Origin of the sequence: Pantoea sp. GD03673 (assembly GCF_029844725.1) — a bacterium.
Lineage (GTDB): Bacteria > Pseudomonadota > Gammaproteobacteria > Enterobacterales > Enterobacteriaceae > Pantoea.
Window position 1 is genome coordinate 254,923 of the sequence record NZ_JAOCKJ010000005.1, and the last position, 24,649, is coordinate 279,571.

Below are 24,649 nucleotides of genomic sequence, written 5' to 3' on the forward strand. Positions count from 1 at the left end.
TGCTATGTCGTTTGCGGCTGTGGTGGCGCTGCCGTATTCAATTGGAATCCAACGCTGCGATACGCTTTATAGCGGTCGCGCGCCAGTTGTTTGAGAGCGTCCTCGTAAGGAACGAAGTCTATCACTTCATGGAAAGCAGTAGCAAAATCTGCGAAGTGGGGCAGCAGGCTAATCAGCAGGTCGCGCGGTGAACTGCCGCGACGCTGGGGCCAGGCCAGCTCAACCGGCGCACCGTAGCGCGGGCCTTCACCCGCCAGGTTGTGCGGCACGAAGGCGTTTGCCGGTCGTTGCCACAGCGCTTCGTCGAGACGAACGGCTTGCTGTTCATCTTCGCAGGCGATCAATACCCGCTTTCCGGCCCGCCAGCGTGTTTCCGCCAGATCGCACACCAGCGCTTCAACGGCGCTCAGGCCGTCGACTGGGGCATCGGTTTCCAGCACGTAGAAGGTTGCGTTTTTCATCGGTTAGCTCATCAGAAGATCAGGGGCGGAATGCGATCCGCCCCTGCTGTCAGAAAAGAGGGCGCTTAGTCGTCGCCGTTCAATCCTGCCCGATTCAACAGAAACTGCGACAGCATCGGCACCGGACGTCCGGTCGCACCTTTGGCCTTGCCGGAACGCCAGGCCGTGCCGGCGATATCCAGGTGCGCCCAGTTATATTTGCGGGCAAAGCGAGCCAGGAAGCAGGCTGCGGTAATCGCGCCGCCAGGACGGCCACCAATGTTGCCCATATCCGCAAAGTTGGACTCCAGCTGCTCCTGGAACTCATCCGCCATCGGCAGACGCCAGGCGCGATCGCCCGACTGCTCCGAAGCGCTGATCAGCTCATGCGCCAGCGGATTGTGGTTCGACAGCAGGCCACTGATGTGATGGCCCAGCGCAATCACGCAGGCACCGGTCAGCGTTGCCACGTCAATAACCACTTCGGGATCGAAACGTTCCACGTAGGTCAGCGCATCGCACAGCACCAGGCGGCCTTCGGCGTCGGTGTTCAGCACTTCAACCGTCTGGCCAGACATGGTGGTCAGCACGTCACCCGGACGCATTGAGCGGCCATCCGGCATGTTTTCACAGCCCGCCAGCACGCCAACCACGTTCAGCGGCAGATTCAGCTCTGCCACCATCCGCATCACGCCATAAACGGCGGCCGCGCCACACATGTCATATTTCATTTCGTCCATGCTGTCGGCAGGCTTGATAGAGATGCCGCCGGAGTCAAAGGTCAGCCCTTTACCCACCAGCACAATCGGCCGCGCTTCAGCGTCAGGATTGCCTTTGTACTCAATCACCGACATCAGCGATTCATTTTGCGAACCGGCACCGACGGCGAGATAGGCGTTCATGCCCAGCTCTTTCATCTGCTGTTCACCGATCACGCGGGTCGTGACATTTTTGCTGAAGGCATCGGCCAGCTGGCGCGCCTGTGACGCCAGATAAGCAGCGTTACAGATATTGGGCGGCATGTTGCCGAGATCTTTAGCTGCTTTCATACCGGCAGCAACCGCTAATCCATGCTGGATGGCGCGTTCGCCGCTGGTCAGTTCACGGCGGGTCGGCACGTTAAACACCAGCTTGCGCAGCGGACGACGTGGCTCCGCTTTGTTGCTCTTGAGCTGGTCAAAGTTGTAGAGCGCCTCTTTTGAGGTCTCCACCGCCTGACGCACTTTCCAGTAAGTATTGCGGCCTTTAACGTGCAGCTCGGTCAGGAAGCAGACCGCTTCCATAGAACCGGTGTCGTTCAGCGTATTAATGGTTTTCTGAATGACCTGCTTGTACTGGCGTTCATCCAGCTCACGCTCTTTACCACAGCCAATCAGCAGAATACGCTCGGACAGGATATTTGGCACATGATGCAGCAGCAGTGTCTGGCCCACTTTTCCTTCCAGCTCGCCGCGGCGCAGCAGGGCGCTGATGTAGCCGTCGCTGATTTTATCCAGCTGCTCGGCAATCGGTGACAGACGACGCGGTTCGAAAACGCCAACGACAATGCAGGCACTGCGCTGTTTTTCCGGGCTTCCGCTTTTTACACTGAACTCCATGCACTCTCCTGAATCTTAAAGACAACGGCCGCTGCTGCCGCTAGAATGTAGCGCGCTCATGACCCATTTATTCATTGTCGCAGCATGACATTCTGCCGCTGGAGGTCATAATGAATCAGGGTGACAAGATGTTGTTTTTTCACCACCCGGACGCGTTTTTCATACAAATTTAGCTACGGCGACGGCCATTGATGAAGAAAAATGGCTGATAAGCGTTGAAACTAGCGATTTTCCTGCAAAAAGACAAGTTTTCACAGGCGTACTAAGCGTGATCATCATTAGATATCTGGTTCGGGAAACGCTCAAAAGCCAGCTGGCTATCCTGTTTATCCTGCTACTCATCTTCTTTTGTCAGAAGTTAGTCAGGATCCTGGGAGCCGCGGTGGATGGCGAAGTGCCGACAAACCTCGTTCTGACCTTGTTAGGACTCGGCGTGCCTCAAATGGCACAACTTATACTGCCCTTAAGTCTGTTTCTGGCGATCCTGATGACGCTGGGGCGTCTCTACACGGAAAGTGAAATTACCGTGATGCACGCCTGCGGCCTGAGCAAGGCCGTTCTGGTTAAGGCAGCGATGGTACTGATGTTCTTTACCGCAGTGGTAGCCGCGGTGAACGTCATCTGGCTGGGGCCGTGGTCATCCCGCTATCAGGACGAGGTGACGCAGAACGCCAAGGCGAACCCGGGTGCGGCGGCGATGGCTGCCGGACAGTTCCAGACCTCCAGCGACGGCAGCGCCGTGCTGTTTGTCGAGAATGTGAAGGGCAACCATTTTGGTAATGTGTTCCTGGCGCAGTTACGGCCAAAAGGTAACGCCCGTCCCTCGGTGGTGCTGGCTGACAGCGGTCACATGGAGCAGCATAAAGATGGCTCGCAGGTGGTGACGCTGGATAAAGGCACCCGCTTTGAGGGTACGGCACTGCTGCGTGATTTCCGTATCACCGACTTCACCAATTATCAGGCCATCGTGGGGTATAAAGCGGCAACGCTCGATCCAAACGATGCCGAGCAGGCGAGTCTGACGGACCTGTTCGCGAATAAGACACCTGATTTCCAGGCCGAGCTGCACTGGCGTCTGACGCTGGTGTTCGCGGTGCTGGTGATGGCGCTGATGGTGGTGCCGCTCAGCGTGGTGAACCCACGTCAGGGCCGCGTGCTGTCGATGTTGCCCGCCATGCTGCTGTATCTCATCTTCTTCCTGTTGCAGAGCTCGCTGAAGTCGAGCGGCGCGAAAGGGCGGCTCGATCCGGCACTCTGGATGTGGGTCGTGAATATCAGCTATCTGGTGCTGGCGGTGCTGCTTAACCTGTGGGATACGGTGCCGATGCGTCGGATTCGCGCCCGCTTTACCCGCGGAGGGTCGGTCTGATGTTTCGCGTACTTGACCGCTATATCGGTAAAACCATTTTTAATACCATCATGCTGACGCTGTTCATGCTGGTGTCGCTTTCCGGCATCATCAAGTTTGTCGATCAGCTACGTAAAACCGGCCAGGGCAGCTATAGCGCGCTGAGTGCCGGTTATTACACCCTGCTTAGCGTGCCTAAAGATATTGAGATCTTCTTCCCGATGGCGGCCCTGCTGGGCGCGCTGCTGGGACTGGGCGCGCTGGCGCAGCGCAGTGAGCTGGTGGTGATGCAGGCGGCGGGCTTTACCCGCATGCAGGTTGCGCTGTCGGTGATGAAAACCGCGATTCCGCTGGTGCTGCTGACGATGGCGATTGGTGAGTTTGTTGCGCCGTCGGGCGAGCAGATGGCGCGTAACTATCGGGCGCAGCAGCTTTATGGCGGCGCACTGGTTTCGACGCAGAATGGCCTGTGGGCAAAAGATGGTAATAACTTCATCTATATTGAGCGCATTAAAGGCGACAACGAAATTGATGGTGTGAGCATCTACAGCTTTAACGATCAGCGTCGTCTGCAGAGCGTGCGTTACGCGGCGACAGCGACCTGGGATGCGGATAAAAAGCGCTGGATGCTGTCACAGGTCGATGAATCAAACCTGACCGATCCAAAGCAGATTACCGGTTCACAGAGCCTGAGTGGCGAGTGGAAAACCAATCTGACGCCAGACAAGCTGGGTGTGGTCGCGCTGGACCCTGACGCGTTATCGATTCGCGGTCTGCACAGCTACAGCAAATATCTGAAGCAGAGCGGGCAGGAAGCAGGACGCTATCAGCTGAATATGTGGAGCAAGATTTTCCAGCCGCTGTCGGTGGCGGTGATGATGCTGATGGCGCTGTCGTTTATCTTCGGTCCGCTGCGTAGCGTGTCGATGGGCGTGCGTGTGGTGACAGGGATCAGCTTTGGCTTCCTGTTCTACGTGCTTGACCAGATCTTCGGTCCGCTGAGTCTGGTCTATGGTCTGCCACCGATTCTGGGTGCGATTCTGCCAAGCTTTGCGTTCTTCGCGATCAGTCTGTTTATGCTGATTAAGCGGCGCTAAGCGCAGCAAGCGAAGTGAGGAAAAGGCCGCGAAAGCGGCCTTTCCTGTTTTCAACGTGCTGGCTCAGGGAGCAGACGGGGGTGAGTCGTCCGGAAGAGGCGGCTGGCGCGTGGAGTGGCAGCTTTACCCCACGCGGCTTATCCAGCCTGACAGCGCAGGCAGAGCTGCGGGCAGTTGCGACAGCAGATAGAGAACCAGTCCGATGGTGCCGCCTACCAGCGTGCCGTTGATACGGATAAACTGCAGGTCTTTGCCGATATTCAGTTCGATCTGCTGCGACATGTCCTTTGCATCCCAGCTCTTCACGGTATCGCTAATGTGACGCGTCAGGAAATGGGCAAACTCCGGGGCTACGCTGCGCGCCGCCTGTTCCAGATGCTGATTCATGGAGTCACGCAGCGCCGGGTCGGCCGCCAGCGTTTCGCCCAGCCACAGGGCCGCGCCGCGCACTTTCTCCTGGACGCGTGAATCCTCACTGCTGAGATCGGTCCTGATCCAGTTGCGCATATCATTCCACAGCTCGCCGATGTAACGATTGAATGAGGCATCCTCTTTCAGCCAGCCTTTAATCTCTTCGGCGCGTTCAGCCATTTCCGGGTCGTTCTGCAGTTTCACGATCAGCTTGTCTACCGCCCGGTTGAAGCCGAGGCGCAGCTCATGGCCCTGGTCCAGTGCCACATCATCCAGCAGTGAATCAACCGCGTTCGCCACCAGCTCGGCGCTGTGTTCCCCCAGCCACTCGGTCGGCAACATTTTGGCTTTGATAGGATGCTCGCGCCTGAGCCAGCGCACCAGCTGCTGGGCGATGGCCGCATCCAGCAGCGCCTGATGACGGTTGTTTTTGGTCAGGCTCTCCAGCACCAGGGCGCTGGTCTGGCTGAGATCGACCTTGTCGATGGCGCGATGCACGGCGCGGCGCATAAAGGCCTGAATGCGGGTGTCATCGGTCAGATCCAGGAAGCCGCGCATTACCTGCAGCAGATGACGGCCAATCCGGTCAGCATTGCCCGGCGCATTCAGCCACTGCGCCAGCAGGGCAGAGGGATCGTGACGGCGGATCAGATTCAGCAGGGAGTCGGTATCAAGAAACTTCTCCTGCACAAAGCGGCCGAGGTTTTCCCCGATACGATCTTTGTTACGCGGAATAATGGCGGTATGGCGTGAGATAAAGGGCACCGGCACGCGACGGAAGAGTGCGACCACGGCAAACCAGTCCGCCAGTGCCCCGACCATCGCGGCCTCCGCAATCGCTTTGACGCCGCTGACCCAAAAGCCGGGCGGCAGGAAAAGGGTGACGACAAAGGTCGCGGCAGCGAGCAGCAGCAACAGCAGCGCCAGACGTTTAGTCCGTTTCAGTTCGTGTTGTTTATCCATAACCTGATCTTAGCAGAGAGCCTGATTCATCGGCGACGGCCACCCAGCAGACTGCCGAGCACCCCACGGATGATCTGATTGGTGATCTGGCGGGTGGCGCTTTTCGCCATGGTCTGCACCACGCCGTCGTGTTTGCCGCCACGCGGGCCGGTGTGACCAAACAGAATCTCTTTCAGACCACCGAGAATGCCATTGTCTACCGCGACAGCTTCGCCTTTAGCCGGTGGCGCACTGGCCTCATCGCTGGCGGCCTGGAAACCTTTCTGCAGCTTTTCAAACGCCGATTCGCGATCGATGCCGGTGTCATATTTACCGTACAGCGGCGAATGGTTGATCAGGCCGTTACGCTCATCGCCTGTGACCGGCCCCATGCGCGAGCCAGGCGCAATCACCATAGCGCGCTCCACCACCGACGGGCTGCCTTTGGCATCCAGGAAGGAGATCAGCGCTTCGCCGGTGCCCAGCGCCTGAATCGCCTCTGCGCTGTCAAACGCCGGGTTGGCACGCAGCGTATCGGCGGCCGTTTTCACCGCTTTCTGATCTTTGGGCGTGAAGGCGCGCAGGGCGTGCTGGACGCGGTTGCCGAGCTGTCCCAGCACCCGGTCGGGAATATCTGCCGGATTCTGGGTGACGAACCAGACACCCACGCCTTTGGAACGGATCAGTCGCATCACCTGCTCGATTTTCTCAAGCAGCACGGCTGGGGCGTCGGTAAACAGCAGGTGCGCTTCATCAAAGAAGAACACCAGCTTCGGCTGGTCGAGGTCACCCGCTTCCGGCAGATGTTCATACAGCTCCGACAGCAGCCACAGCAGGCTGGTGGCGTAGAGTTTTGGCATCTGATAGAGCTTCTCAGCGGAGAGAATGTTGATGACCCCTTTACCGTTGCTGTCCACCCGCATCCAGTCGGCGATATCCAGCATCGGCTCACCAAAGAAATGTTCCGCGCCCTGTTGCTCCAGCGTCAGTAATCCGCGCTGAATGGCACCGACGGAGGCGCTATTGATGTTGCCATAGTGGGTCTGGAAGCTTTTGGCGTTATCGCCGATGTACTGCGTCATGGCGCGCAGATCGTTAAAGTCCAGCAGCAGTAACCCCTGGTCATCGGCGATGCGGAAAATAATCTGCAGCACGCCGCTCTGGACGTCATTCAGGTTCAGCAGGCGCGCCAGCAGCAGCGGACCGAGATCGGAGACGGTGGCGCGCACCGGATGGCCTTTCTCGCCAAAAATGTCCCACAGCACCACCGGATTGCTCTGCGGCTGCCAGTCGGTGACCCCGATTTTCGCCAGTCTCGCCTGCAGCTTTTCGCCCGACTGACCCGCCATCGCCACGCCGGTTAAATCGCCTTTGACGTCAGCCATGAAGACCGGCACGCCGCTGGCGGAAAACGATTCGGCCAGCTTCTGCAGCGTCACGGTTTTTCCGGTGCCGGTCGCACCGGTGATGAGACCGTGGCGGTTGGCCATTTGAGGCAGCAGATGAAGTTCGACGTCTGGCGTACGGGCAATCAGTAGCGGGGAGGTCATGGTTTTCCACTCTCAGTCAAAGGATTATGCCTGAAGAATAGCAAGCCGGAGCGGCAGAGGAGGAGAACTATTCACCAAAAAGGCCGTTGCTTTTTAAAGCAACGGCCCGTGCCTGGGTGTATATCTGCTTCTTTTTAGCTGGCTGACGCCGTTACCCGCCAGATCAACCGGCTGGCGCGGGGGGTGACTTCTGCACCTCTTCGAAATTGAGCAGGCTGACCCCAATGCCCTGCTGCAGATGACTGAGATTGCTGCGCACCGCCACCTGCGTCGCACCCTGCAGCAGCAGGACAAATGGTGAATCCTGCTGGACGCGGGTCTGCAGACCGGTATAGAGGTTACGGCGTTTAACCGCATCGCTCTCTCCGGCGGCAGCGCGGGTTTGAGCACTGAGTTCGGGAATGGACCAGCCGACGCGCCATGCCAGGGTTTTGCCGCCCCCCGGCACGTTAGAGGCAAAGGTGCTGGCGTTGGTATTCGGATCGATGTAGTCCGCGCCCCAGTAAGAGAATATTGCCTGGAAGTCACGGCTGCGCATTTTGCTCCACAGCACCGATTCTGCCACCGGCTGGATATCGAGCTGCACGTCCGCTCTGGCAAAGCTCGCCTGCAGCGCCTGCGCCACGTCAATGTAAGGTGGCTGGTTCACCACCGTCAGTGCGATATGGGTGCCGGGTTTAATGCCGCCTTTTTGCAGGATGTCCTGCGCTTTTTTCAGATCGTAGTGGAACGGCGTGGTATTCAGTGCGCCATCAAAGCCGTCCGGCAGGAAGCTCTGGTGAATGCGGTACTGACCTTTGAGCAGCTGGTTCGCCAGACTGTCATAGTCCACCAGCCAGCGTGCCGCCTGCCACAGCGCCGGATTTCCCAGCGCCGGTTGCTGCGGGCTTTGGGTGTTAAAGCCGATGTAATAAACCAGGCTGGACGGGAAGGCGTCGACGCGCACGTCGGCCACGTCCTTCAGCGCGGTAATCTGGTCCGGCCCGAGCTGATAAGCGACATCCACATCACCCTGCTGGAGCAGCAGGCGGCGGCTGCCGGGGTCGGCCACACCTTTCAGTAACACGCGCTTCAGATGCGGTTTCTGCGTGCTGTAGGGGTTAGCTTCCAGCACCAGCGCCTGCAGCGGGACAAACTGTCTGATGGCATACGCCGCGCTGCCAGCGGAGTGCGTCTTCAGCCAGCCGTTGCCGTAATCATTGTTGCTGGTGTGCTGCTGTGCCAGTTTGCTGTCCACGATGGAGGCGACCGGCGCGGTCAGCAGGCGCAGCGCCAGATCGCTGCCAATCTCTGCTGGCCAGCGCAGCGCAAGCTGATGGTCGTTAATTACCGTGAATTGCTGGTCGATATTCTCCGGCGTCCAGCCAAACTCGCCCAGGATAAAAGAGGGCGCTTTGTTGAGTTTAACCGCACGGCTTAATGAGAAGACCACATCCTGGGCCGTCAGGGGATTACCGCTGGCGAAGCGGGCCTGCGGATTGAGGTCAAACACCAGGCTGCGGGGCGTTTTCCCGGCCTGCCAGCGTGTGACAGCCAGCGGCGAAAGCTGCTGCGGGTTCTGATGATCCGGCTCCAGCAGCGTCTGGTAAATATTGCGCAGGCTGCTGTTGCTGACCGTTTCAAAGCTTTCCGCCGGATCGAAACTGATAATGCCATCGAGTGGGACGGCAACCACCAGCGTGTCGGCAGGCGTAGCGGCATGTGCCGGATGAGCCAGTGCCAGGGCAGTAAACAGCGATAAGAGTGTTTTGCGCATCGAAAATTATCCTGAGTCGTTGATCGTTCTACTCTATCGGGCGTCGGATAATCTCAAAATGCCGGTTTGTTATGAGCTTTGCACAATTACTTGCTTAGTTATTCAGGCAAAAAGACAAAATAAGATCGTGTCAGTCAGTCATTATTTGATTGTCGTTTTACCGCAGGCGGAATAAAGCCGGTTTCACTCAGGCGATCACAATTTGCGCACTGTCTGATTGTGTGGTCATCAACATCGCTATACGGTTAACGATAAGAATGTTTCTCTTGTATGGAAGAATGATATTTTTTTATCGGTTATTCAGCGTGATGATGACCAGACGAAAATAATATCCGTGGCTCCTGCGTTAAAACAGCTAAATACCCGATGTTTATGCGGTTTTAGCCGAAATTTCTTCGCTGTAAATCTTTTACCTGCCTGCAACCATTGCGTAACACCATGATAAACTTTCATTTAGAAATATCTTAAATTCAATTTTTACATTCAGACATATCTATATCCCTAATATTGCCAGGCTATTAACCGATAAGTTTCGTTAGTCACCGAACCCTAATTCTACCCGCCTTTATTTGTTCTGCCGTCGTCTGTGCTGTGTACGTTAATCTCTGCGGGGGGTTGTCTGCCTGCACTCAGCCTTTCAGCGTCATAACCTATAAAACGGGTATTTAGCAGATGAGAGTCGTGCGGATATGCTGTTAGACAAACCCACCACCAGGCGTAAATTTTTGCTCGGTTCACTGCTGGCGTTGCCATTAAGTGAGCTGGTCCTGAAAGGCATGACTGCGGCACAGGCTGCAGAGATGGCCGCACCCGAATTAGCCGATTACAAACCGATCTTTTTTAGTGCCGATGAGTGGCAGTTTATTCTGGCCGCCACCGACCGTCTGATCCCGGCGGGCGGCAAAGGCAAAGCGCCGGGCGCGCTGGAAACCAACGTGCCGATCTTTATCGATCAGCAGCTGCACAGCGAAGCGTTTGGCAGCGAGATCTACATGCAGGGCCCCTTTAACACCAGGGCACCCGCCACGATGGGGTATCAGATCCCGTTCCGTCCCCAGCAGATGTATCAGACCGGTATCCGGCTGATCAATCAGTGGTCGCAGAACACGCATCAGAAAGCGTTTCATGCGCTGACGCTGGAAGAGAAAGATGCGGTGCTGACCCAGGTCAACAAAAACGAAATCGACTTTGCCGCGCTGGGCGAAGCCGATCTCAAACCGTCGCATTTCTTCAGCCAGCTGCTTTCCGATACCAAACATGGCTATCTGGCCGACCCGATGTACGGCGGTAATAAAGGGATGAAAGCCTGGATCGCCATCGGCTTCCCTGGCGCACGAGCCAGCTTCACCGAGTGGGTGAAACAGCACAACGTCCCTTATCCGCTCGGCCCGGTCAGCATCAAAGGTGAACGCGCCTGAGGCGCTTCCACATCAGGTAAACAGGATTATCATGGCACAGGTTACTAAAAAAGAAGTCGACGTCGTGGTCTGCGGCCTCGGCTGGGCAGGCTCACTGATGAGTATTGAGCTGGCGCTGGCAGGGCTGGAGGTGCGCGCCCTGGAGCGCGGCGGCGATCGCGATTATGACGAATTCGCCTATCCGAAACCGGCGGATGAATACGCCTATGCGGTGCGCAACAAAGTGTTTGCGACACCCGCCGAAGTGGCGGTCACCGTGCGCTATAACAGCAGCCAGACCGCACTGCCGACCCGTAAATGGGGCGCGTTTGCACCGGGCACCGGCGTCGGGGGTGCCGGTATGCACTGGACGGCGGTACTGATCCGTCCGACGCCAACCGATATCAAACTCAAGACCTATGTCGACGAGGCGTACAAGCCGGGCATTCTGCAGGAAGATATGCGGGTGATGGACTTCCCGTTCAGCTGGGAAGAGATTGAGCCGTATTACTATAAGTTCGAACTGATCTGCGGTCAGTCGGGCAACACCGGCAACCTGCGCGGCAAAATCCTGGCGGGCGGTGATCCGTTTGAAGGGCCACGTTCTGAACCTTATCCACTGCCCGCACTGGATGACACGCTGAACAACGTCATGTTCAAAGAGGCGGCGACCAGACTCGGTTATCACCCGTTCCCGAATCCGTCAGCCTGTGTATCGCGTGCCTGGAAAAACCCGTATGGCAACCAGATCGCGCCGTGCAACTACTGTGGCTACTGCAGCAAATATCCCTGCCTGAACTACTCCAAAGCGTCACCGCAGACCGCAGTAATGGACGCGCTGAAGCGCATGCCGAACTTCTCTTATGAAGTGAATGCGGAAGTGATCAAAGTCGTACTGAACGATGATAAGAAAACCGCCAAAGGCGTGATCTACATTGATGCGCAGGGCAATGAATGCTTCCAGCCAGCGAAAATCGTGGTGCTGAGCAGCTTCCAGCTTTACAACGTGCGTCTGATGCTGCTTTCCGGCATTGGCAAGCCTTACAACCCGATGACCGAAGAGGGCGTGGTAGGGCGTAACTACGCGTTCCTGTCGAACGGCGGCGCAACGCTGTTCTTCAAAGATAAAAACTTCAATCCGTATGCGACTGCGGGCGCGACCGGTCAGATGTTTAACGACATCTCGCCAGGCAACTTTGACGGCCCGTCACTCGGCTTCCTGGGCGGCGCGAAGATCCACAGTTCACAGGCGACCGGCACGCCAATCAGCACCGCACTGCCAAAAGGCACGCCGACCTGGGGCATGGGCTACAAGGAAGGTCTGGAAGAGTGGTACGGGCATTCGATGAAGATCAGCATCACCACCACCTGTCAGTCATACCGCGACATCTATCTGGATCTCGATCCGAACTACAACGATCACCGTGGTCTTCCTCTGCTGCGCATGACGTTTAACTGGAAAGAGAACGAGCTGAAGCTGCAGCAGCATCTGAAAGGCATCGTCGGCAACATCGCCAAAGAGCTGAACCCGGACAGCATGAGCATGAGCTTCCTGCCGATGGGCGCGGACTTCGATATCACCAAATATGTCTCAACCCACAACGTGGGCGGCGCGGTGATGGGCGATAACCCGAAAACCTCAGCGCTCAATAAGTACCTGCAAAGCTGGGATGTGCATAACGTCTTTGTGCCGGGCGGCAACGCCTTCCCGCAGAACTTCCAGGCGAACCCGACCGATACCATCGGTGCGATTACCCTGATGGCGGCACAGGCGATCAAAGATCACTACCTGAAAAATCCCGGCCCACTGGTACAGGCATAAGCGCATGAATAAGCTGAAACTGAAGTCTTTTATTGTTGCTAACGCGGTGCTGCTGGCCAGCGGATTTGCGCTGCCGGTTCACGCCGAAGATGACGCGCAACTGATTAAGCAGGGCGAATATCTCTCGCGGCTGGGCGACTGTATGGCGTGCCACTCGCTGCCTGGCAAACCAGCCTACTCGGGTGGACTGGCGATTGAGTCGAACCTCGGCACCATCTTCTCCACCAACATTACGCCGGACAAGCAGCACGGTATCGGCAACTACAGCGAGCAGCAGTTCTCTGATGCGGTGCGCAAGGGCGTATTACCGGACGGAACGCACCTCTATCCGGCGATGCCGTACCCTGACTACGCCAAAATCAGCGATGCCGATATCCACGCGCTCTACGTCTACTTTATGAAAGGCGTGCAGCCAAGCGCGGTACAGCCGCCGGAAACCGATCTGAGCTTCCCGTTCAGCCAGCGCTGGGGCATGCGGTTCTGGAACTGGGCGTTTGCGTCCGATAAGCCGTTCCAGCCGATAGGTGGCGCATCAGCCGAAGTGAATCGCGGTGCCTATATCGTGGAAAGTCTGGGTCACTGCGGCAGCTGTCACACGCCGCGCGGCCTGGGCATGAATGAGAAAGCGCTGGATAGCGGTGACGATAAATTCCTGGCGGGCGGCAGCCTGAACCACTGGGATGTGCCGTCACTGCGTGGCCTGCCACACTGGAGCGAGCAGGAGGTCATTGATTACCTGCAGACCGGCCGTAACGATAAAGCGGCAGTCGGTGGCGAGATGACCTCAGTGGTGGAGCACAGCAGCTCACACATGACCGACGCCGATCTTAAAGCCATCGCGGCCTACCTGAAGTTCCTGGGGGGCAATCCGCCATTGCAGGCGTTTAACGTGCAGGCGCAGCAGGCAACGAAAGCGAAACTCACCGCCGCGAAGCATCTCAGCGAAGGCGAGCGTCTTTATCTGGATAACTGCGGTGCCTGTCACTTCGTGACCGGCAAAGGCGCGCCGGGGATCTTCCCCGAGCTGGATGGGGCAACCATCGTGAATGCGAAGGATCCAACCGGCTTGATCCACACCATTCTGGCCGGCGCGCAGCAGCCTTCTACCGCGAAAGCGCCGTCTAAACTGGCGATGCCGGGCTTTGCCCGTCGGCTGAGTGATGATGACGTCGCGCAGCTGGCGACCTTTATTCGTCAGGGCTGGAGTAACACCGCGCCTGCGGTGAGCAACGATCAGGTTGCTGAAGTGCGTAAAACGCTGAAGTAATGGAGCTTCCCCTCTGCCTGTCCGGAGAGGGGAAATCCCGGATTAGTGAAAGGTGCGCACCACTTCCAGCACGCCGTTTATGATGAACTGCACGCCCATACAGACCAGTAAAAATCCCATCAGGCGTGAAATCGCCTCGATGCCGCTTTTGCCCACCAGCTTCATAATTGCGCCCGAACTCCGCAGCGAGATCCACAGAATCAGGCTCACCAGCAGGAAAGTCAGCACCGGCGCAACACTGATCACCCATGCGGGAAAATCGACGCCGCTTCTCACCGTCGAGGCAGAGGAGATGATCATCGCAATGGTGCCCGGTCCCGCCGTACTCGGCATCGCCAGCGGCACAAAGGCGATATTTACCGGCTCTTTGGCACCATCCAGCTCATCCAGTTTATGTTTTGCCTCAACGGAATGACCCGCAGGCTTCGCCGGGAACAGCATCCGAAAGCCAATAAAGGCGACGATCAGGCCGCCCGCCATACGCAGGCCGGGTATGGAGATGCCGAAGGTATTCAGCACCGCGCTGCCCGCGTACCACGCCACCACCATGATGGCAAAGACGTAAATGGAAGCCTGTCGCGCCTGCCGGTTGCGCTCCTGGAAGTTCATGTCACCCGCCAGCCCCAGAAACAGCGCCACGGTGGTGAGCGGATTCGCGAGCGGGAGGATGACGACCAGCCCCAGGCTAACCGCTTTAATCAGTTCCAGCATGTCCGAACTCCCTGATTAGTGTTTCGGGCGCTCCAGCGCCTCAAGCAGCTCCGGGAAGAAGTCCTGCAGGATTTCAGGCGTCATCAGTTCGGGGTACTGCATCAGATGTTCGCGGATACGTTCGTTGACGTCCGGCAGCAGATGCTGTGCCGCAGCGCTGGCCGTGATTTTATACTTCTTCATGGCGCGCAGCAGATCGGCTGGCAGCGCGTCTTCGTCGTCGGCGTCATCGACCATCTCCAGCGCATCCAGCTCGTCGAACATCTCCATCAGCGCTTCGGTCTGCGGCGTGCGCGACTCATATTCACGCGGATGTTCGTCTTCCAGGAAGCGCAGCATCGCGCGCATCGGCGTGCCGTCTGGTGTGGAAGGTGGTTCAGCGGCAAACCAGCTCAGCAGCTGATGCATGGTCACCTGATGGACGCGATAGCCGCTGTCGACCAGTTCATCGGCCAGCAGCTCGGCGGTTTCGTTTTCAATCAGGCAGATGTGGGTGCGCTTAGGTTCGTACTGCTCCAGCCACTGGTAGATCTCTTCAATCACGCCATCGTCATACTCGAATTTTTTGCTGAGATAGCTGCCGTCCTGTTCGTGAACGCAGGCCTGAATCTGATCGGGGTCGAAGTAAAGTGCGATGTTGATGCCTTTCATGCGTGCTGTCCTGTAGAAACCAAAACAACACTATAGCGCTCACCCCAGGGTAAGGGAATGTCAGGCATCACAGCAAAGAGGCGTTTAACACTCCCCTCAGAGCGGCGAGGGGAGTGAAGCGGGAGCGGGATCAGGAGATAAAGTTTTTACCCTGCTTCAGGACCACGTCACAGGCTTTGGTTTTCAGCTTCTCGCCCATTGGTGAGTTGCTCAGGCTTTGCAGATTCAGCTGCTGGCCGTTTCCGGTGTTCAGCAGGCCTGCCACGCCCTGGGTGTAATCGGTTTTCTGTTCCTGTGCGGTGGTGGTGTTCAGACCGAGCTTGCTCAGCACCTGATCTTTAACCGACTGCACGTTGTTTTTCACCACGTTGTGTTCGACGCAGTACTGCATCACACCGGCCGCATTCGTCATGCTGTTGGCACTGACCGCTTTGTCGCCGCCGCCCAGCATGCTGGTAATAGAAGAAAGCGACATGCCGCCATTCTGCTGTGTTGTGCTGGTGGTATTACCGTTATTCTGCTGGCTGAGCTGTGACGCTGCACTGCTCAGCTGATCCTGCCAGCTTGCCGCTGATGCATTGCCTGCCACCAGAAGGGCCGCCATGCCCAAAATCCACGCACTGCGTTGTGCCTGTTTCATCTTAACCTCTGTATGCACGTATTCGTTTTCCTAAGAAACGCTGACGAGCAGAAAGTTCCTGAATTTCTCTTCTAAATAGCGCCTTAAATAACGCTTTGAGAATCTTCTGTAATAGGGGTGGCGAGACATGCAGATGCGTGCCGGAGTTATTATTTCGCGAGGTAAGTTTTTAAGGTGATTAATAAGCGGGCTCTGCTGAAACATTATTTAATATCCCTGTCTGATTTATCAGGAATTGTCCTGGTTTAAATTAAATATACCGCTTTGCTTAAAAGCCCTTCTGCAGAGTCTTTCGTCTGGCTTGTTAATATTTACCTGTGAAATTATTTTTATTTAATATTCTGATTTTGTTGGTTTTTTATTTTTATCGAAACGGCATTAATAGGATTTCTGATGATTGTCTGATGCGGGATTTGATACGGAAATTAAATTTATATGGTGGGGTTTTTTATTATTCTGCCTTGCGAAAAACGCGAGAGTGTTCATGCTTAATTACTGTGTCAGGCAGTTGTGGCAGACAGTTAATTTAACGGGGGAGTTATTATGGCGGGACAGCCAGAGCACAATAATAATGCAGACGTTACGCTAAAGCTCGCTGAAGAGCAGATAGCCCTGACGAAGCAAAAGATTGTGGATGGACATGTCCGCGTTACCCGTTCCACAACCGAGCATGACGAGGTGAACAGTACGCTGCTTAACCGGGAGAGGGTTGAGGTTGAGCATGTAGCGAAAGCGCAGCCCGTTGAAACGATGCCCGAAATCAGGGAAGAAAACGGTGTACTGATTGTCCCGGTAGTTGAGGAAGAAATCCAAATCGTCAAAAAGCTGGTGCTTAAAGAGGAGATCCACATCCGAAAAGTGCAGGAGAATGTTCCTTTTCAGGAAGTGGTGACCCGACGTGAGCAGCAGGTGAACGTTGAGAGAGATGACGATCAAATTAGCTAACAGAGAGGAACCTATCATGGCACAGGAAAAAATCGTAACACTGTTCGATTCTGCAAATCAGGCAGAGGCCGCGAAAAGAAATCTCGTGAAAGCAGGCTTTTCTGATCGGGACATCAGTCTTATCAGTGGAGAACGTTTGCAGCAGGAAGGGCAGTCGATCCGCCATCCGAGCCTGTGGCAGCGTCTGTTTGGGCACGACGTCGACAAAGATGAGGCGGATGTCTACACCCGAGCGATGGACAAAGGTGGCGTCGTGCTGACCATCCGTACTGAGGAGGAGAAGCTGGCCCGCGGCATGACGATTCTCCATTCACATGACTCGGTGGATGTCCCGTCACGTATGCAAAGCTCAGTCGGGAACGGCACCCCCGCGCCGGGCATCAATCCGACAGCAGGCAAGCAGTTTGCCGGTGAGACTAACGACCGCCAGGTGGAACCACGACGCACTTCACTGACCGGTGATGAGAGCGAAGCTGACATTCTGCGTCTGGCCGAAGAGCAGGTGGAAGTGGGTAAACGTCTGGTCAGCGAAGGCTCGACACGCGTACGACGCTATACCGTGACCGACACCGTCTCTGAAGATATCTCGCTGCACGAGCAGCACGCTGACATTTTCCGCCGCGCGGTGAATGAACCGGCGCTGGCGGGTGAAGTTGACTGGTCTGAGAAAACCGTCGAGGTCGCTGAGACCCATGAGCAGCCGGTGATTAACAAAACGACCCACGTGAAAGAAGAAGTGGTGGTGCGAACTGACGGCAGCGATCGTACCGAGACCATCAACGACACGGTGCGTCGTCAGGAAGTGGATATCGACCATGCACGAGGTGGTCTGGAGCGCGAACTGCCGGGTACAGCTGCAGGGGTGAAACCTGCCGCCGCTACGCAGTCACCCGGCGCGCACAACCGCGACCACAAAGAGAGCCTGACGGAGAAGGCGAAGGATAAAGCCAGCGAAGTGAAGGATAAGGTGGAGCATAAGCTGCATGACCATTCGCATTGAGGCGCTTTTCCTGACAACGACAGGCGCTGATGGGCAGAGTTGATGCCCGATGCTGAAGATGCAAAAAGGAGCCAGCCGCGAGGTTGGCTCTTTTGCGTTGTGGGGAAGGTGAGCTGTTAAGGCTGGCGCTTCTGCTCAGAAGATGGGATCCCGCGCTTTATGCAGGCCAGCTATCAGATTACCTTTTTCCTGATAATCGCATTCAGCCAGGCCTCATCGCTGCGTCCAACACGTACATCACCGGTCTGCCAGATTTTAGCCGTTTCAAGAGCGAACCTGTTTCCCGTTACGTCCTCAACGCCAGCCTCTTTTCTGATCCCCATGGTATTTTTAGCCAGGATGTCACCGCCGACAGTGTTAATCCCCTCGACCTGTTTCTGTAACCCAGCTGCATCCATATCCGTGAATCTGCGCCCGTCCTTTTCCCGTTCGCCGTGGCCATGTTTAAAAGAGAGATACCATACGCCGCCGGGCTTTAGCGCTATGGCCAGTTTTGTCATGACCTCAGGGAGTTCAGCATCGGAAACATGCAGCAGTGATGCGCAGCACCAGATACCGTCATATTTTTCAACCGCATCAACATCCTGAAAACGCATCTGCACTACAGGCTTTCCGGATAACTGGCAAGCCAGTGCAACCAGCTCCGCCGATGCATCAAAGGCCTCGACGTCAAAACCCATTTCGCCAAAGGCTTTGACATCACGACCTGAACCACAGCCCGCATCGAGAATGCGTGCACCCGGCGGCAGGCAGGCAACGAAATACGGGTAAAGCGCAGACATATCCACGCTTGCCGTATCGGTAAAAAACCGCTGAGCGTTCTGCCGGTAATAATCTTCGTTACTCAAAACAGACTGCCTCCCTGTGCCGCTGGCTGCCATTCGTGGAGCAGGGCAAACTTTGCCGTATCCCAGCTGTTTTGCAGGAAGCTATGTCGGAGCATCGGCGTTGCGCCGGTCTGGCGGAGTAACGTCTCTCGCAATGGCAGATGGCTGTTAATAAAGTACTCATTTCGATCATGCAGTCGCTGCAGCAGCGTTATCGACGGGATACGCGCAAACTTACCCTGAGCGCCGCGATTACAGGTCTGGCAGGCCAGCACCAGATTCCAGACACCGTTGAGGTTACCGATTTGCTCGCTGAGCATCAGCGGCAGGAAGTGATCGACATCAGCCAGATTCTCCTCGCCGCCCGTCACGCCAATGGTGCGGAAGCAGTAAAAGCACAAGCCTTTCTGGTAGCCGTTCAGGCTGCTGCGACAGCTGGTAATGTTGATGCGGCGACCACTCTGGCGGCTGAAGAGCAATTTGTCATCATCGTCATAATCAACCGCAATCAGACTGCGTGAAACGTTCATCGCCCAGGCTTCTTCAACCAGCCGCCACCTGGCATCCGTTTCCGCTTCCAGACTGGCAAACTGTTCGGTTTCCGTCAGCTGATAAAAGTTATCCGTAAGCCGGATGCCTTTATGGCTTCGCCGTTCATCCAGGAAAAAGCGTTTGTCGATCTCAGCGTGATTCACATTATGAAAAGCATCGATGACGTTAGCAAAACCGCGCTTAACGGTAATAGCGATCAACTGTTCTTCGCTGATTTCGCCCGCATTGAATTGTCTGCAGGCCTCCAGAAACTCGCTGCTTTTACTGGTGATCTGCTTTGGCGCATGACGCAGGTGGGCGCATAAATGCCTCGCAAAAGGCACGGCCAGCTCGTCCAGCGTAATCAAATCGTTGTCCGGCTGCTTCAGGTCGTACAGCGCATGGGCCAGAGCAAATTTATAAGACGCAACGTTTTTGCCAAAGAGAATAACGCCGCGCCAGTAGTTTTCAAGGCGGGGATCGGCCTGGTAAAAGCGCATGCAGGATCCTGTTTTGCGAGACGGCTCGAGGAATTCACGTAACAGGATCACATAACAAATGCAGGTAAATGTAAACCGTGAAGGTGGGTAGGGGGTTAGGCGTTTCTAAAGGCGAACAGGCCTTGTAAGTGGATGGAGAAAAAATAGGCTTGAGAGGTAAGTAGAGGGAGGATGCACAGGCTAAAGCATTGGGTCATTGCCGGTTTTATTCAGGTAAGGCAGGTGGCTTAGCGGTGTCAGGAGCCGGCACTCATCACGCAGATCGTACTGCACTGAAGGATGATCGGGCAGAGCGGTAAAAACGGATAACGGCGTCATAACTCATTCGATATAATCAGCAAATCTCCGCGCAGTCCGGGTCATTTAAATGCACGATATTTCCGCTATTCTGTCCACTCTATTAACGTTGGTTTTTGTCATTTGGATCATCAGGTGTTTCTTCTGGCCGTTATTCAATAAAGAGTCGTTCTTTCCGTCTAAAGGCGAGATGAAAAAAATATCGGCTAACACCCCGATATTAATAAAATTGGGCATGAACACGGAAGATTATTACTATGACAGCGACTTCCTGTATCAGCAGCGTGACGGCGAAACACTCTGCAAAGTTCCGCTGGAAAATATTATCAGGATAAAAGTCACCGGAACCGAAGTCAGCAGTCGCCGGGTGTGGCTGGTGCGATACGTCACCGGGTCTTATCGCACGGAAAGGGAGTTCAGAGTCCTGAAAAACTACACCCTTTTTAATCGGGATTTTGCGGGTTTTCTTGCCGCCGTGAGAGAGGCAAATCCAGCGGCTGAGGTACAGAAAATGACTCTGTGGCGAGTGTAAAATGACAGAAAGGCGCGGAGCGCTCTGGCAGGAGCAAGGATATGGAACCTTCATTAGCTGACGTTATCGCTTTTGTTCGTGAGTTTTCAGGATGCAGACGTGAAAACATTGATGAAAATACCTGCCTGGAAAACGATTTGGATATTACCGGCGATGATGGTGTTGAATTGCTGGAAGAAGCAGAAAAAGTTTTCGGCGTGAGCTTTTTTGCAGAAGAAGATGATTTCCGGAAGGCATTTTCCCTGCAAGAAAACGAATATCTTTTCCACAGTGAAGGTATCGACTTTTTGGGTATTGTTTATCTTTGCAGACGACTACGCGGCATTCCTGCGCCTGTCATCCGCGATCTCTCTGTCGGCCAGCTGCACAGCGTGCTGGTAGAAGCACGTAACAAAAAAGAGAGAGTTGCCCTATAGCCGCATTGCCCAGGAACGCGGCGTATCCTCTCTTCAAAGCCTGGCGGCAATAAACGATGGCTGTTGGTTTCCTCGCACTCGTGGTGTAAGAGTGATATCAGCACTGATATCAGAAATAAAACCTGAGGGATTAAAGTGAACTGTAAACCGATGCTTTTCGTGCTGGCGGCGCTCTCCCTGTCGGCTCAGGCCGCGCAGAGCGCAAAAACGCTTGAGCACAAGGACTGGGAAGTGGTCTGTGATAACACCCTGACCTGCCGCATGGCGGGTTATGGCAAAGAAGAAGACCCTTCCGGCTCCATCCTGCTCACCCGTGCGGCTGGACCCGGAACGGAGACAGTGGGCGAAGTGACGCTGGGCGACACCGAAGATGACAGCGAACCGGCAGAAAAGCTGACGCTGTGGATCAACGGGAAATCAGCAGGCGATCTGGTCGCGGCTGATGATAACTGGCGAATGTCGGCCAGTCAGACCGCTGCGGTCATCAGCGCTGTAAAAGGCAACGGGAAAGTCGAATTTAAAGGCGGCACCAAGCCTTTCCTGCTTTCCGGCGAGGGCGCGTATGCCGTGCTGCTGAAAGCGGACGACGTGCAGGGCCGTATCGGCACACCAGGCGCGCTCACCAAAAAGGGCAATAAGCCGGAAAGCAGCGTGGCTAAGGCCGTGTCCGCGTCGGTTATTCAGGCGGCAAAAACCCTCAATGGCGACCCCCGTTTACTCTCCGCTGCGGAAAGCGACGCGCTGAAAACCCGACTGCTGGCAACGGTTAATCATAACGACGATGACACGTGCGACAGCCTGTATTCACCGGCAGAAAACAGTGACCCGGAAACCGACGGACTCACGCTTACGCCACTGGATGAGAGCCACGCTTTGCTATCGGCACTCTGCTGGCGAGCCGCTTATAACGAAGGATATGGCTACTGGGTCATTGATAATCAGCTGAGAGGTAAGCCTGAGCTGGTAACCATTTCCGGCTCGGATTACGACAAGGGCGAGATCACCAGCGTGCAGAAAGGCCGCGGCATCGGCGACTGCATGAGCCAGGAAAGCTGGGTATGGGACGGCAAGGCCTTCCGCAAAAGCTATGACGGCGGGACCGGTATGTGCCGTTATATCCATGCGGGCGGCACCTGGGATCTTCCTGTGCTGGTCACGGATGTGAAGCCTGTTTCGGGTTAGCGCTTTTGTAATGGCCGTGAAAGTTGATGGCTGACGTGAATGCTTTACGGCGGGCGAGGGGAATAGGGAGTTTTGACAAGGATGTGTGCAGTAAACCTGAAAATCCAAAAGACGTTTTTTTCAGCACTTGCACCTTAGCCTGCTGATAAGGGTTGCGGAAACAGGGGGTAACGGTATAATCCTCAACGTTTTCCGCATACCCTTCAGTGCCGAAGTGGCGAAATCGGTAGACGCAGTTGATTCAAAATCAACCGCCGCGAGGCGTGCCGGTTCGATTCCGGCCTTCGGCACCATACAAAGCTTTTTTCAAGTCTACTAACGTCTACTTTAGTCCATAAAAACAGTAAGTTAAGAAGGGTTTTGGCTTTTCTTAGTCTGCCCACGTCTACTTACTTCTATCCACATATACCAACGAATGATGGTATAACTGGTGGTATCTTCGGTTCGATTGATTTTGATACCAACAGCGGAGGTATCAACTGATGGCACTCACTGATATCAAAGTTAGGACTACCAAGCCCTCCGACAAACCTTTCAAACTCACAGATGGGCAGGGTATGCACCTGCTGATCAACCCCAATGGTTCAAAATACTGGCGACTCCAATACCGTTTCGATGGCAAACAGAAAGTTTTAGCATTGGGTGTTTATCCAATGGTCTCTCTTGGTGAAGCTCGCAGGAAACGAGATGAGGCCAAAAAGTTGGTATCTGTTGGTATTGATCCTTCTGAGAAGAAAAAAGCCGACAAGATCGAGCAAAGTGAAGCCCTGACATTCGAGGCTGTCGCAAGGGACTGGCATACTGCCTGTAAAAGGAAATGGTCTGATTCCCACAGCGAGAGAGTTCTAAAAAGCATGGAAGATGGTCTCTTTACTACTATTGGTAAAAGAAAAATATCCGAGCTTAATACCAGAGATCTTCTTGCCCCTATCAAGGCTGTTGAAGCTTCCGGGCGACTGGAAGTTGCTTCCCGACTACAGCAAAGGACGACGGCAGTAATGCGATATGCTGTCCAGAACGGGCTGATAGATTACAACCCTGCTCAGGAGATGGCAGGAGCTATTGCTGTAGCCAAAAGAATCCACAGGCCTGCTTTGCCATTCGAACGATTTTCAGAACTCTTAGAACGAATTGATAACTTCAAAGGTAGGAAACTCACGAAGTTAGCCGTAAAGCTGACATTGCTCATTTTTATTCGTTCCAGTGAACTCCGATTCGCAAGATGGTCGGAGATCGACTTTGAAAATGCGATGTGGACTATCCCTGGAGAACGCGAGCCATTGCCAGGAGTCAAACATTCCCATCGAGGTTCAAAAATGAAGACCCCACACCTCGTGCCGTTAAGTCGTCAGGCTTTAGAACTTCTAAAAGCCATCAGAGAAATCAGCGGAGAATGCGACCTTGTATTCATTGGCGATCATGATTTCAGAAAACCTATGAGCGAAAACACAGTCAACAAGGCACTAAGGTCGATGGGTTATGACACAACTGTTGAGGTATGTGGGCATGGTTTTAGAGCGATGGCTTGTAGTGCTTTGATCGAGTCAGGAAAGTGGTCGAGAGATGCTGTTGAGAGGCAGATGAGCCATCAGGAGCGGAACTCCGTTCGTGCCGCATACATTCATAAAGCTGAGCATTTGGACGAGCGTAGGTTGATGTTGCAGTGGTGGGCTGATTATCTTGATGAAACAACTGAGAGAAGAATTGCACCTTTTGATTTTGATAACTAATTGATTTTAATTAATAAAATGGCGTGCTCAATAAAAAATTGAGGCGCTATTTTTTTATTTGCGATTTATGTGCTATTACGAAGTAAAACTTTTTACAACGGAGTGGCATTAATGAAATCTTGGGTAAAAATGAATAGTTGGACATCAGAAGACACCAAAGCAGTGAAAACATGGTTTGATTTGGACAGATATCGAGAGTTTGAAAACATTTCAATTAATATGCTTTACCATGAAATATGGGCGAGGACATATTTCTTCAAACCAGTAATAGAAGAAGGAATGCAGAAAACAGTATTGAAAAATTATATGCAGATATTAGAAGGTAATCCTTTTCTCATCAAAGAGAAAGACTTGAATTATATGGATGCTGAAAATCAACTTTATCAACCGCCATACTTTTTTATAACCACGGTAGATCGAATAGCAAATATCAGTTTTGCTTGTATGAAAAAGGCTTTATTCATAAGAGCAAATTCAGAACAATATAAGATTGATTCCACTATTGAGAACGAATACATATCCGAAAAAATCCCTGAACAGTTTCCTACTACAATTATGTTAGAAATCGATCTTGCGGCTGGAAGTGATGATGAGATAGCAGAGGCACTGCGAATATCATTACCACAATGGCGAAAAGTTAAGGGTGTAAAACCTGCACCGCTTGATGCAGTAAGATTTGGTTATGGGACAATAAAAAAGTTAATGAGCTATAGAATAATACCAATGCTTGATTTACTTGCTTGGTCAGAAAGAAAGAAAGTGCTTCTGTCAGATGATAGAATATCACGATTGATTTATAGAGATGAAGATGACGATAAGGTAATTAGACAAGGGTATCATATTAGAGATGCAGACCGACCTTTAGCTATGAAAGTAGTAGAAAATGATTTTTTACGCCAATTCTACTTTTTTATAAATAAAAACAGACATATTAAAGAGATGAGCGTTTATGATGTAATGAAAATTACAGACGCTGACTGATTATATTGTAATGGTTGATAAATATATTTTAAGAGAGATTTTACTGGAAATAGAGTATTTTAATGATTTGAAATGCAG

At 54.1% G+C, this 24,649-nt stretch carries 22 protein-coding genes and 1 tRNA gene; 13 read left to right on the forward strand and 10 right to left on the reverse strand.

The features are described 5' to 3' along the window. Positions 1-2: 2 nt before the first annotated feature. Together N5J69_RS11545 and pepA are read right to left on the reverse strand one after the other, a co-directional pair. Entirely contained in the window at positions 3-461 is a 459-nt protein-coding gene (locus tag N5J69_RS11545) for a DNA polymerase III subunit chi (protein ID WP_279770417.1), read from the reverse strand. 65 nt (positions 462-526) lie between these two features. Then, entirely contained in the window at positions 527-2,038 is a 1,512-nt protein-coding gene (pepA, locus tag N5J69_RS11550; RefSeq protein ID WP_009092357.1) for a leucyl aminopeptidase, read from the reverse strand. A gap of 268 nt (positions 2,039-2,306) precedes the next feature. On the opposite strand from pepA, the gene lptF reads away from it, so the two are divergent. Together lptF and lptG are read left to right on the forward strand one after the other, a co-directional pair. Continuing rightward, entirely contained in the window at positions 2,307-3,407 is a 1,101-nt protein-coding gene (gene lptF / locus N5J69_RS11555) for an LPS export ABC transporter permease LptF (protein ID WP_279770420.1), read from the forward strand. After that, positions 3,407-4,483: an LPS export ABC transporter permease LptG gene (lptG, locus tag N5J69_RS11560; RefSeq protein WP_279770421.1), complete on the forward strand. Its 1,077-nt coding sequence runs from the start codon at positions 3,407-3,409 to the stop codon at positions 4,481-4,483. The genes lptF and lptG overlap by 1 nt, the downstream gene beginning before the upstream one ends. Before the next feature lie 123 nt (positions 4,484-4,606). On the opposite strand, the gene N5J69_RS11565 is transcribed toward lptG, so the two are convergent. From N5J69_RS11565 to N5J69_RS11575, 3 genes are all read right to left on the reverse strand, one after another. After that, positions 4,607-5,857, reverse strand: a complete 1,251-nt coding sequence (locus N5J69_RS11565) for a DUF445 domain-containing protein (RefSeq protein WP_279770423.1) — start codon at positions 5,855-5,857, stop codon at positions 4,607-4,609. A gap of 26 nt (positions 5,858-5,883) precedes the next feature. After that, positions 5,884-7,386 (reverse strand): helicase HerA-like C-terminal domain-containing protein, encoded by a 1,503-nt coding sequence (locus N5J69_RS11570; protein WP_279770424.1) that lies wholly within the window; start codon positions 7,384-7,386, stop codon positions 5,884-5,886. Positions 7,387-7,549: 163 nt separating this feature from the next. Next, positions 7,550-9,142 (reverse strand): ABC transporter substrate-binding protein, encoded by a 1,593-nt coding sequence (locus tag N5J69_RS11575; protein ID WP_279770425.1) that lies wholly within the window; start codon positions 9,140-9,142, stop codon positions 7,550-7,552. Between the two features lie 689 nt (positions 9,143-9,831). On the opposite strand from N5J69_RS11575, the gene N5J69_RS11580 reads away from it, so the two are divergent. Genes N5J69_RS11580 through N5J69_RS11590 form a run of 3 tightly spaced genes read left to right on the forward strand, consistent with a single transcriptional unit; the run spans position 9,832 to position 13,628 of the window. Next, positions 9,832-10,560, forward strand: a complete 729-nt coding sequence (locus N5J69_RS11580; RefSeq protein WP_279770426.1) for a gluconate 2-dehydrogenase subunit 3 family protein — start codon at positions 9,832-9,834, stop codon at positions 10,558-10,560. Positions 10,561-10,591: 31 nt separating this feature from the next. Beyond that, on the forward strand, positions 10,592-12,361 hold the full coding sequence (locus N5J69_RS11585; protein WP_279770427.1) for a GMC family oxidoreductase: 1,770 nt from the start codon (positions 10,592-10,594) through the stop codon (positions 12,359-12,361). A gap of 4 nt (positions 12,362-12,365) precedes the next feature. Beyond that, positions 12,366-13,628, forward strand: coding sequence for a cytochrome c (locus N5J69_RS11590; RefSeq protein ID WP_279770428.1), 1,263 nt, complete (start codon positions 12,366-12,368; stop codon positions 13,626-13,628). A gap of 42 nt (positions 13,629-13,670) precedes the next feature. Here the strand turns inward: N5J69_RS11590 and N5J69_RS11595 are convergent, their stop codons facing one another. From N5J69_RS11595 to N5J69_RS11605, 3 genes are all read right to left on the reverse strand, one after another. Beyond that, positions 13,671-14,339, reverse strand: a complete 669-nt coding sequence (locus N5J69_RS11595) for a MarC family NAAT transporter (protein WP_279770430.1) — start codon at positions 14,337-14,339, stop codon at positions 13,671-13,673. Positions 14,340-14,354: 15 nt separating this feature from the next. Further along, positions 14,355-14,990: a hypothetical protein gene (locus N5J69_RS11600; protein ID WP_279770432.1), complete on the reverse strand. Its 636-nt coding sequence runs from the start codon at positions 14,988-14,990 to the stop codon at positions 14,355-14,357. A 130-nt stretch (positions 14,991-15,120) separates the two neighbouring features. Then, entirely contained in the window at positions 15,121-15,630 is a 510-nt protein-coding gene (locus N5J69_RS11605; protein WP_279770434.1) for a DUF2501 domain-containing protein, read from the reverse strand. Positions 15,631-16,173: 543 nt separating this feature from the next. Here N5J69_RS11605 and N5J69_RS11610 point away from each other — a divergent pair. Both N5J69_RS11610 and N5J69_RS11615 read left to right on the forward strand, forming a co-directional pair. Further along, positions 16,174-16,575 carry a DUF2382 domain-containing protein gene (locus N5J69_RS11610; RefSeq protein WP_279770436.1) on the forward strand — a complete coding sequence of 134 codons (402 nt, stop codon included), beginning with the start codon at positions 16,174-16,176 and terminating at the stop codon, positions 16,573-16,575. A gap of 16 nt (positions 16,576-16,591) precedes the next feature. Continuing rightward, positions 16,592-17,575: a YsnF/AvaK domain-containing protein gene (locus N5J69_RS11615; protein ID WP_279770438.1), complete on the forward strand. Its 984-nt coding sequence runs from the start codon at positions 16,592-16,594 to the stop codon at positions 17,573-17,575. Between the two features lie 173 nt (positions 17,576-17,748). Here the strand turns inward: N5J69_RS11615 and N5J69_RS11620 are convergent, their stop codons facing one another. Both N5J69_RS11620 and N5J69_RS11625 read right to left on the reverse strand, forming a co-directional pair. Beyond that, the gene (locus N5J69_RS11620; RefSeq protein WP_279770440.1) at positions 17,749-18,456 is read right to left on the reverse strand and encodes a class I SAM-dependent methyltransferase; all 708 of its coding nucleotides are present in this window, start codon (positions 18,454-18,456) and stop codon (positions 17,749-17,751) included. Further along, positions 18,420-19,433: an HNH endonuclease domain-containing protein gene (locus N5J69_RS11625; RefSeq protein ID WP_279770442.1), complete on the reverse strand. Its 1,014-nt coding sequence runs from the start codon at positions 19,431-19,433 to the stop codon at positions 18,420-18,422. Before N5J69_RS11625 ends, N5J69_RS11620 begins: the two co-directional genes overlap by 37 nt. A gap of 367 nt (positions 19,434-19,800) precedes the next feature. Between N5J69_RS11625 and N5J69_RS11630 the strand changes: the two genes are divergently transcribed. From N5J69_RS11630 to N5J69_RS11655, 6 genes are all read left to right on the forward strand, one after another. Then, a complete protein-coding gene (locus N5J69_RS11630) occupies positions 19,801-20,262 on the forward strand; it encodes a hypothetical protein (protein WP_279770444.1) in 462 nt (153 codons plus the stop codon). Between the two features lie 41 nt (positions 20,263-20,303). Continuing rightward, a complete protein-coding gene (locus N5J69_RS11635) occupies positions 20,304-20,678 on the forward strand; it encodes a hypothetical protein (protein ID WP_279770446.1) in 375 nt (124 codons plus the stop codon). Between the two features lie 150 nt (positions 20,679-20,828). Further along, on the forward strand, positions 20,829-21,860 hold the full coding sequence (locus N5J69_RS11640; RefSeq protein WP_279770664.1) for a DUF1176 domain-containing protein: 1,032 nt from the start codon (positions 20,829-20,831) through the stop codon (positions 21,858-21,860). 208 nt (positions 21,861-22,068) lie between these two features. Continuing rightward, positions 22,069-22,153: transfer RNA gene (locus N5J69_RS11645), tRNA-Leu, on the forward strand. 189 nt (positions 22,154-22,342) lie between these two features. Then, positions 22,343-23,590, forward strand: a complete 1,248-nt coding sequence (locus N5J69_RS11650) for an integrase arm-type DNA-binding domain-containing protein (RefSeq protein WP_001218959.1) — start codon at positions 22,343-22,345, stop codon at positions 23,588-23,590. Between the two features lie 111 nt (positions 23,591-23,701). Then, entirely contained in the window at positions 23,702-24,571 is an 870-nt protein-coding gene (locus N5J69_RS11655; RefSeq protein WP_032625281.1) for a DUF6387 family protein, read from the forward strand. Positions 24,572-24,649 lie beyond the last annotated feature (78 nt).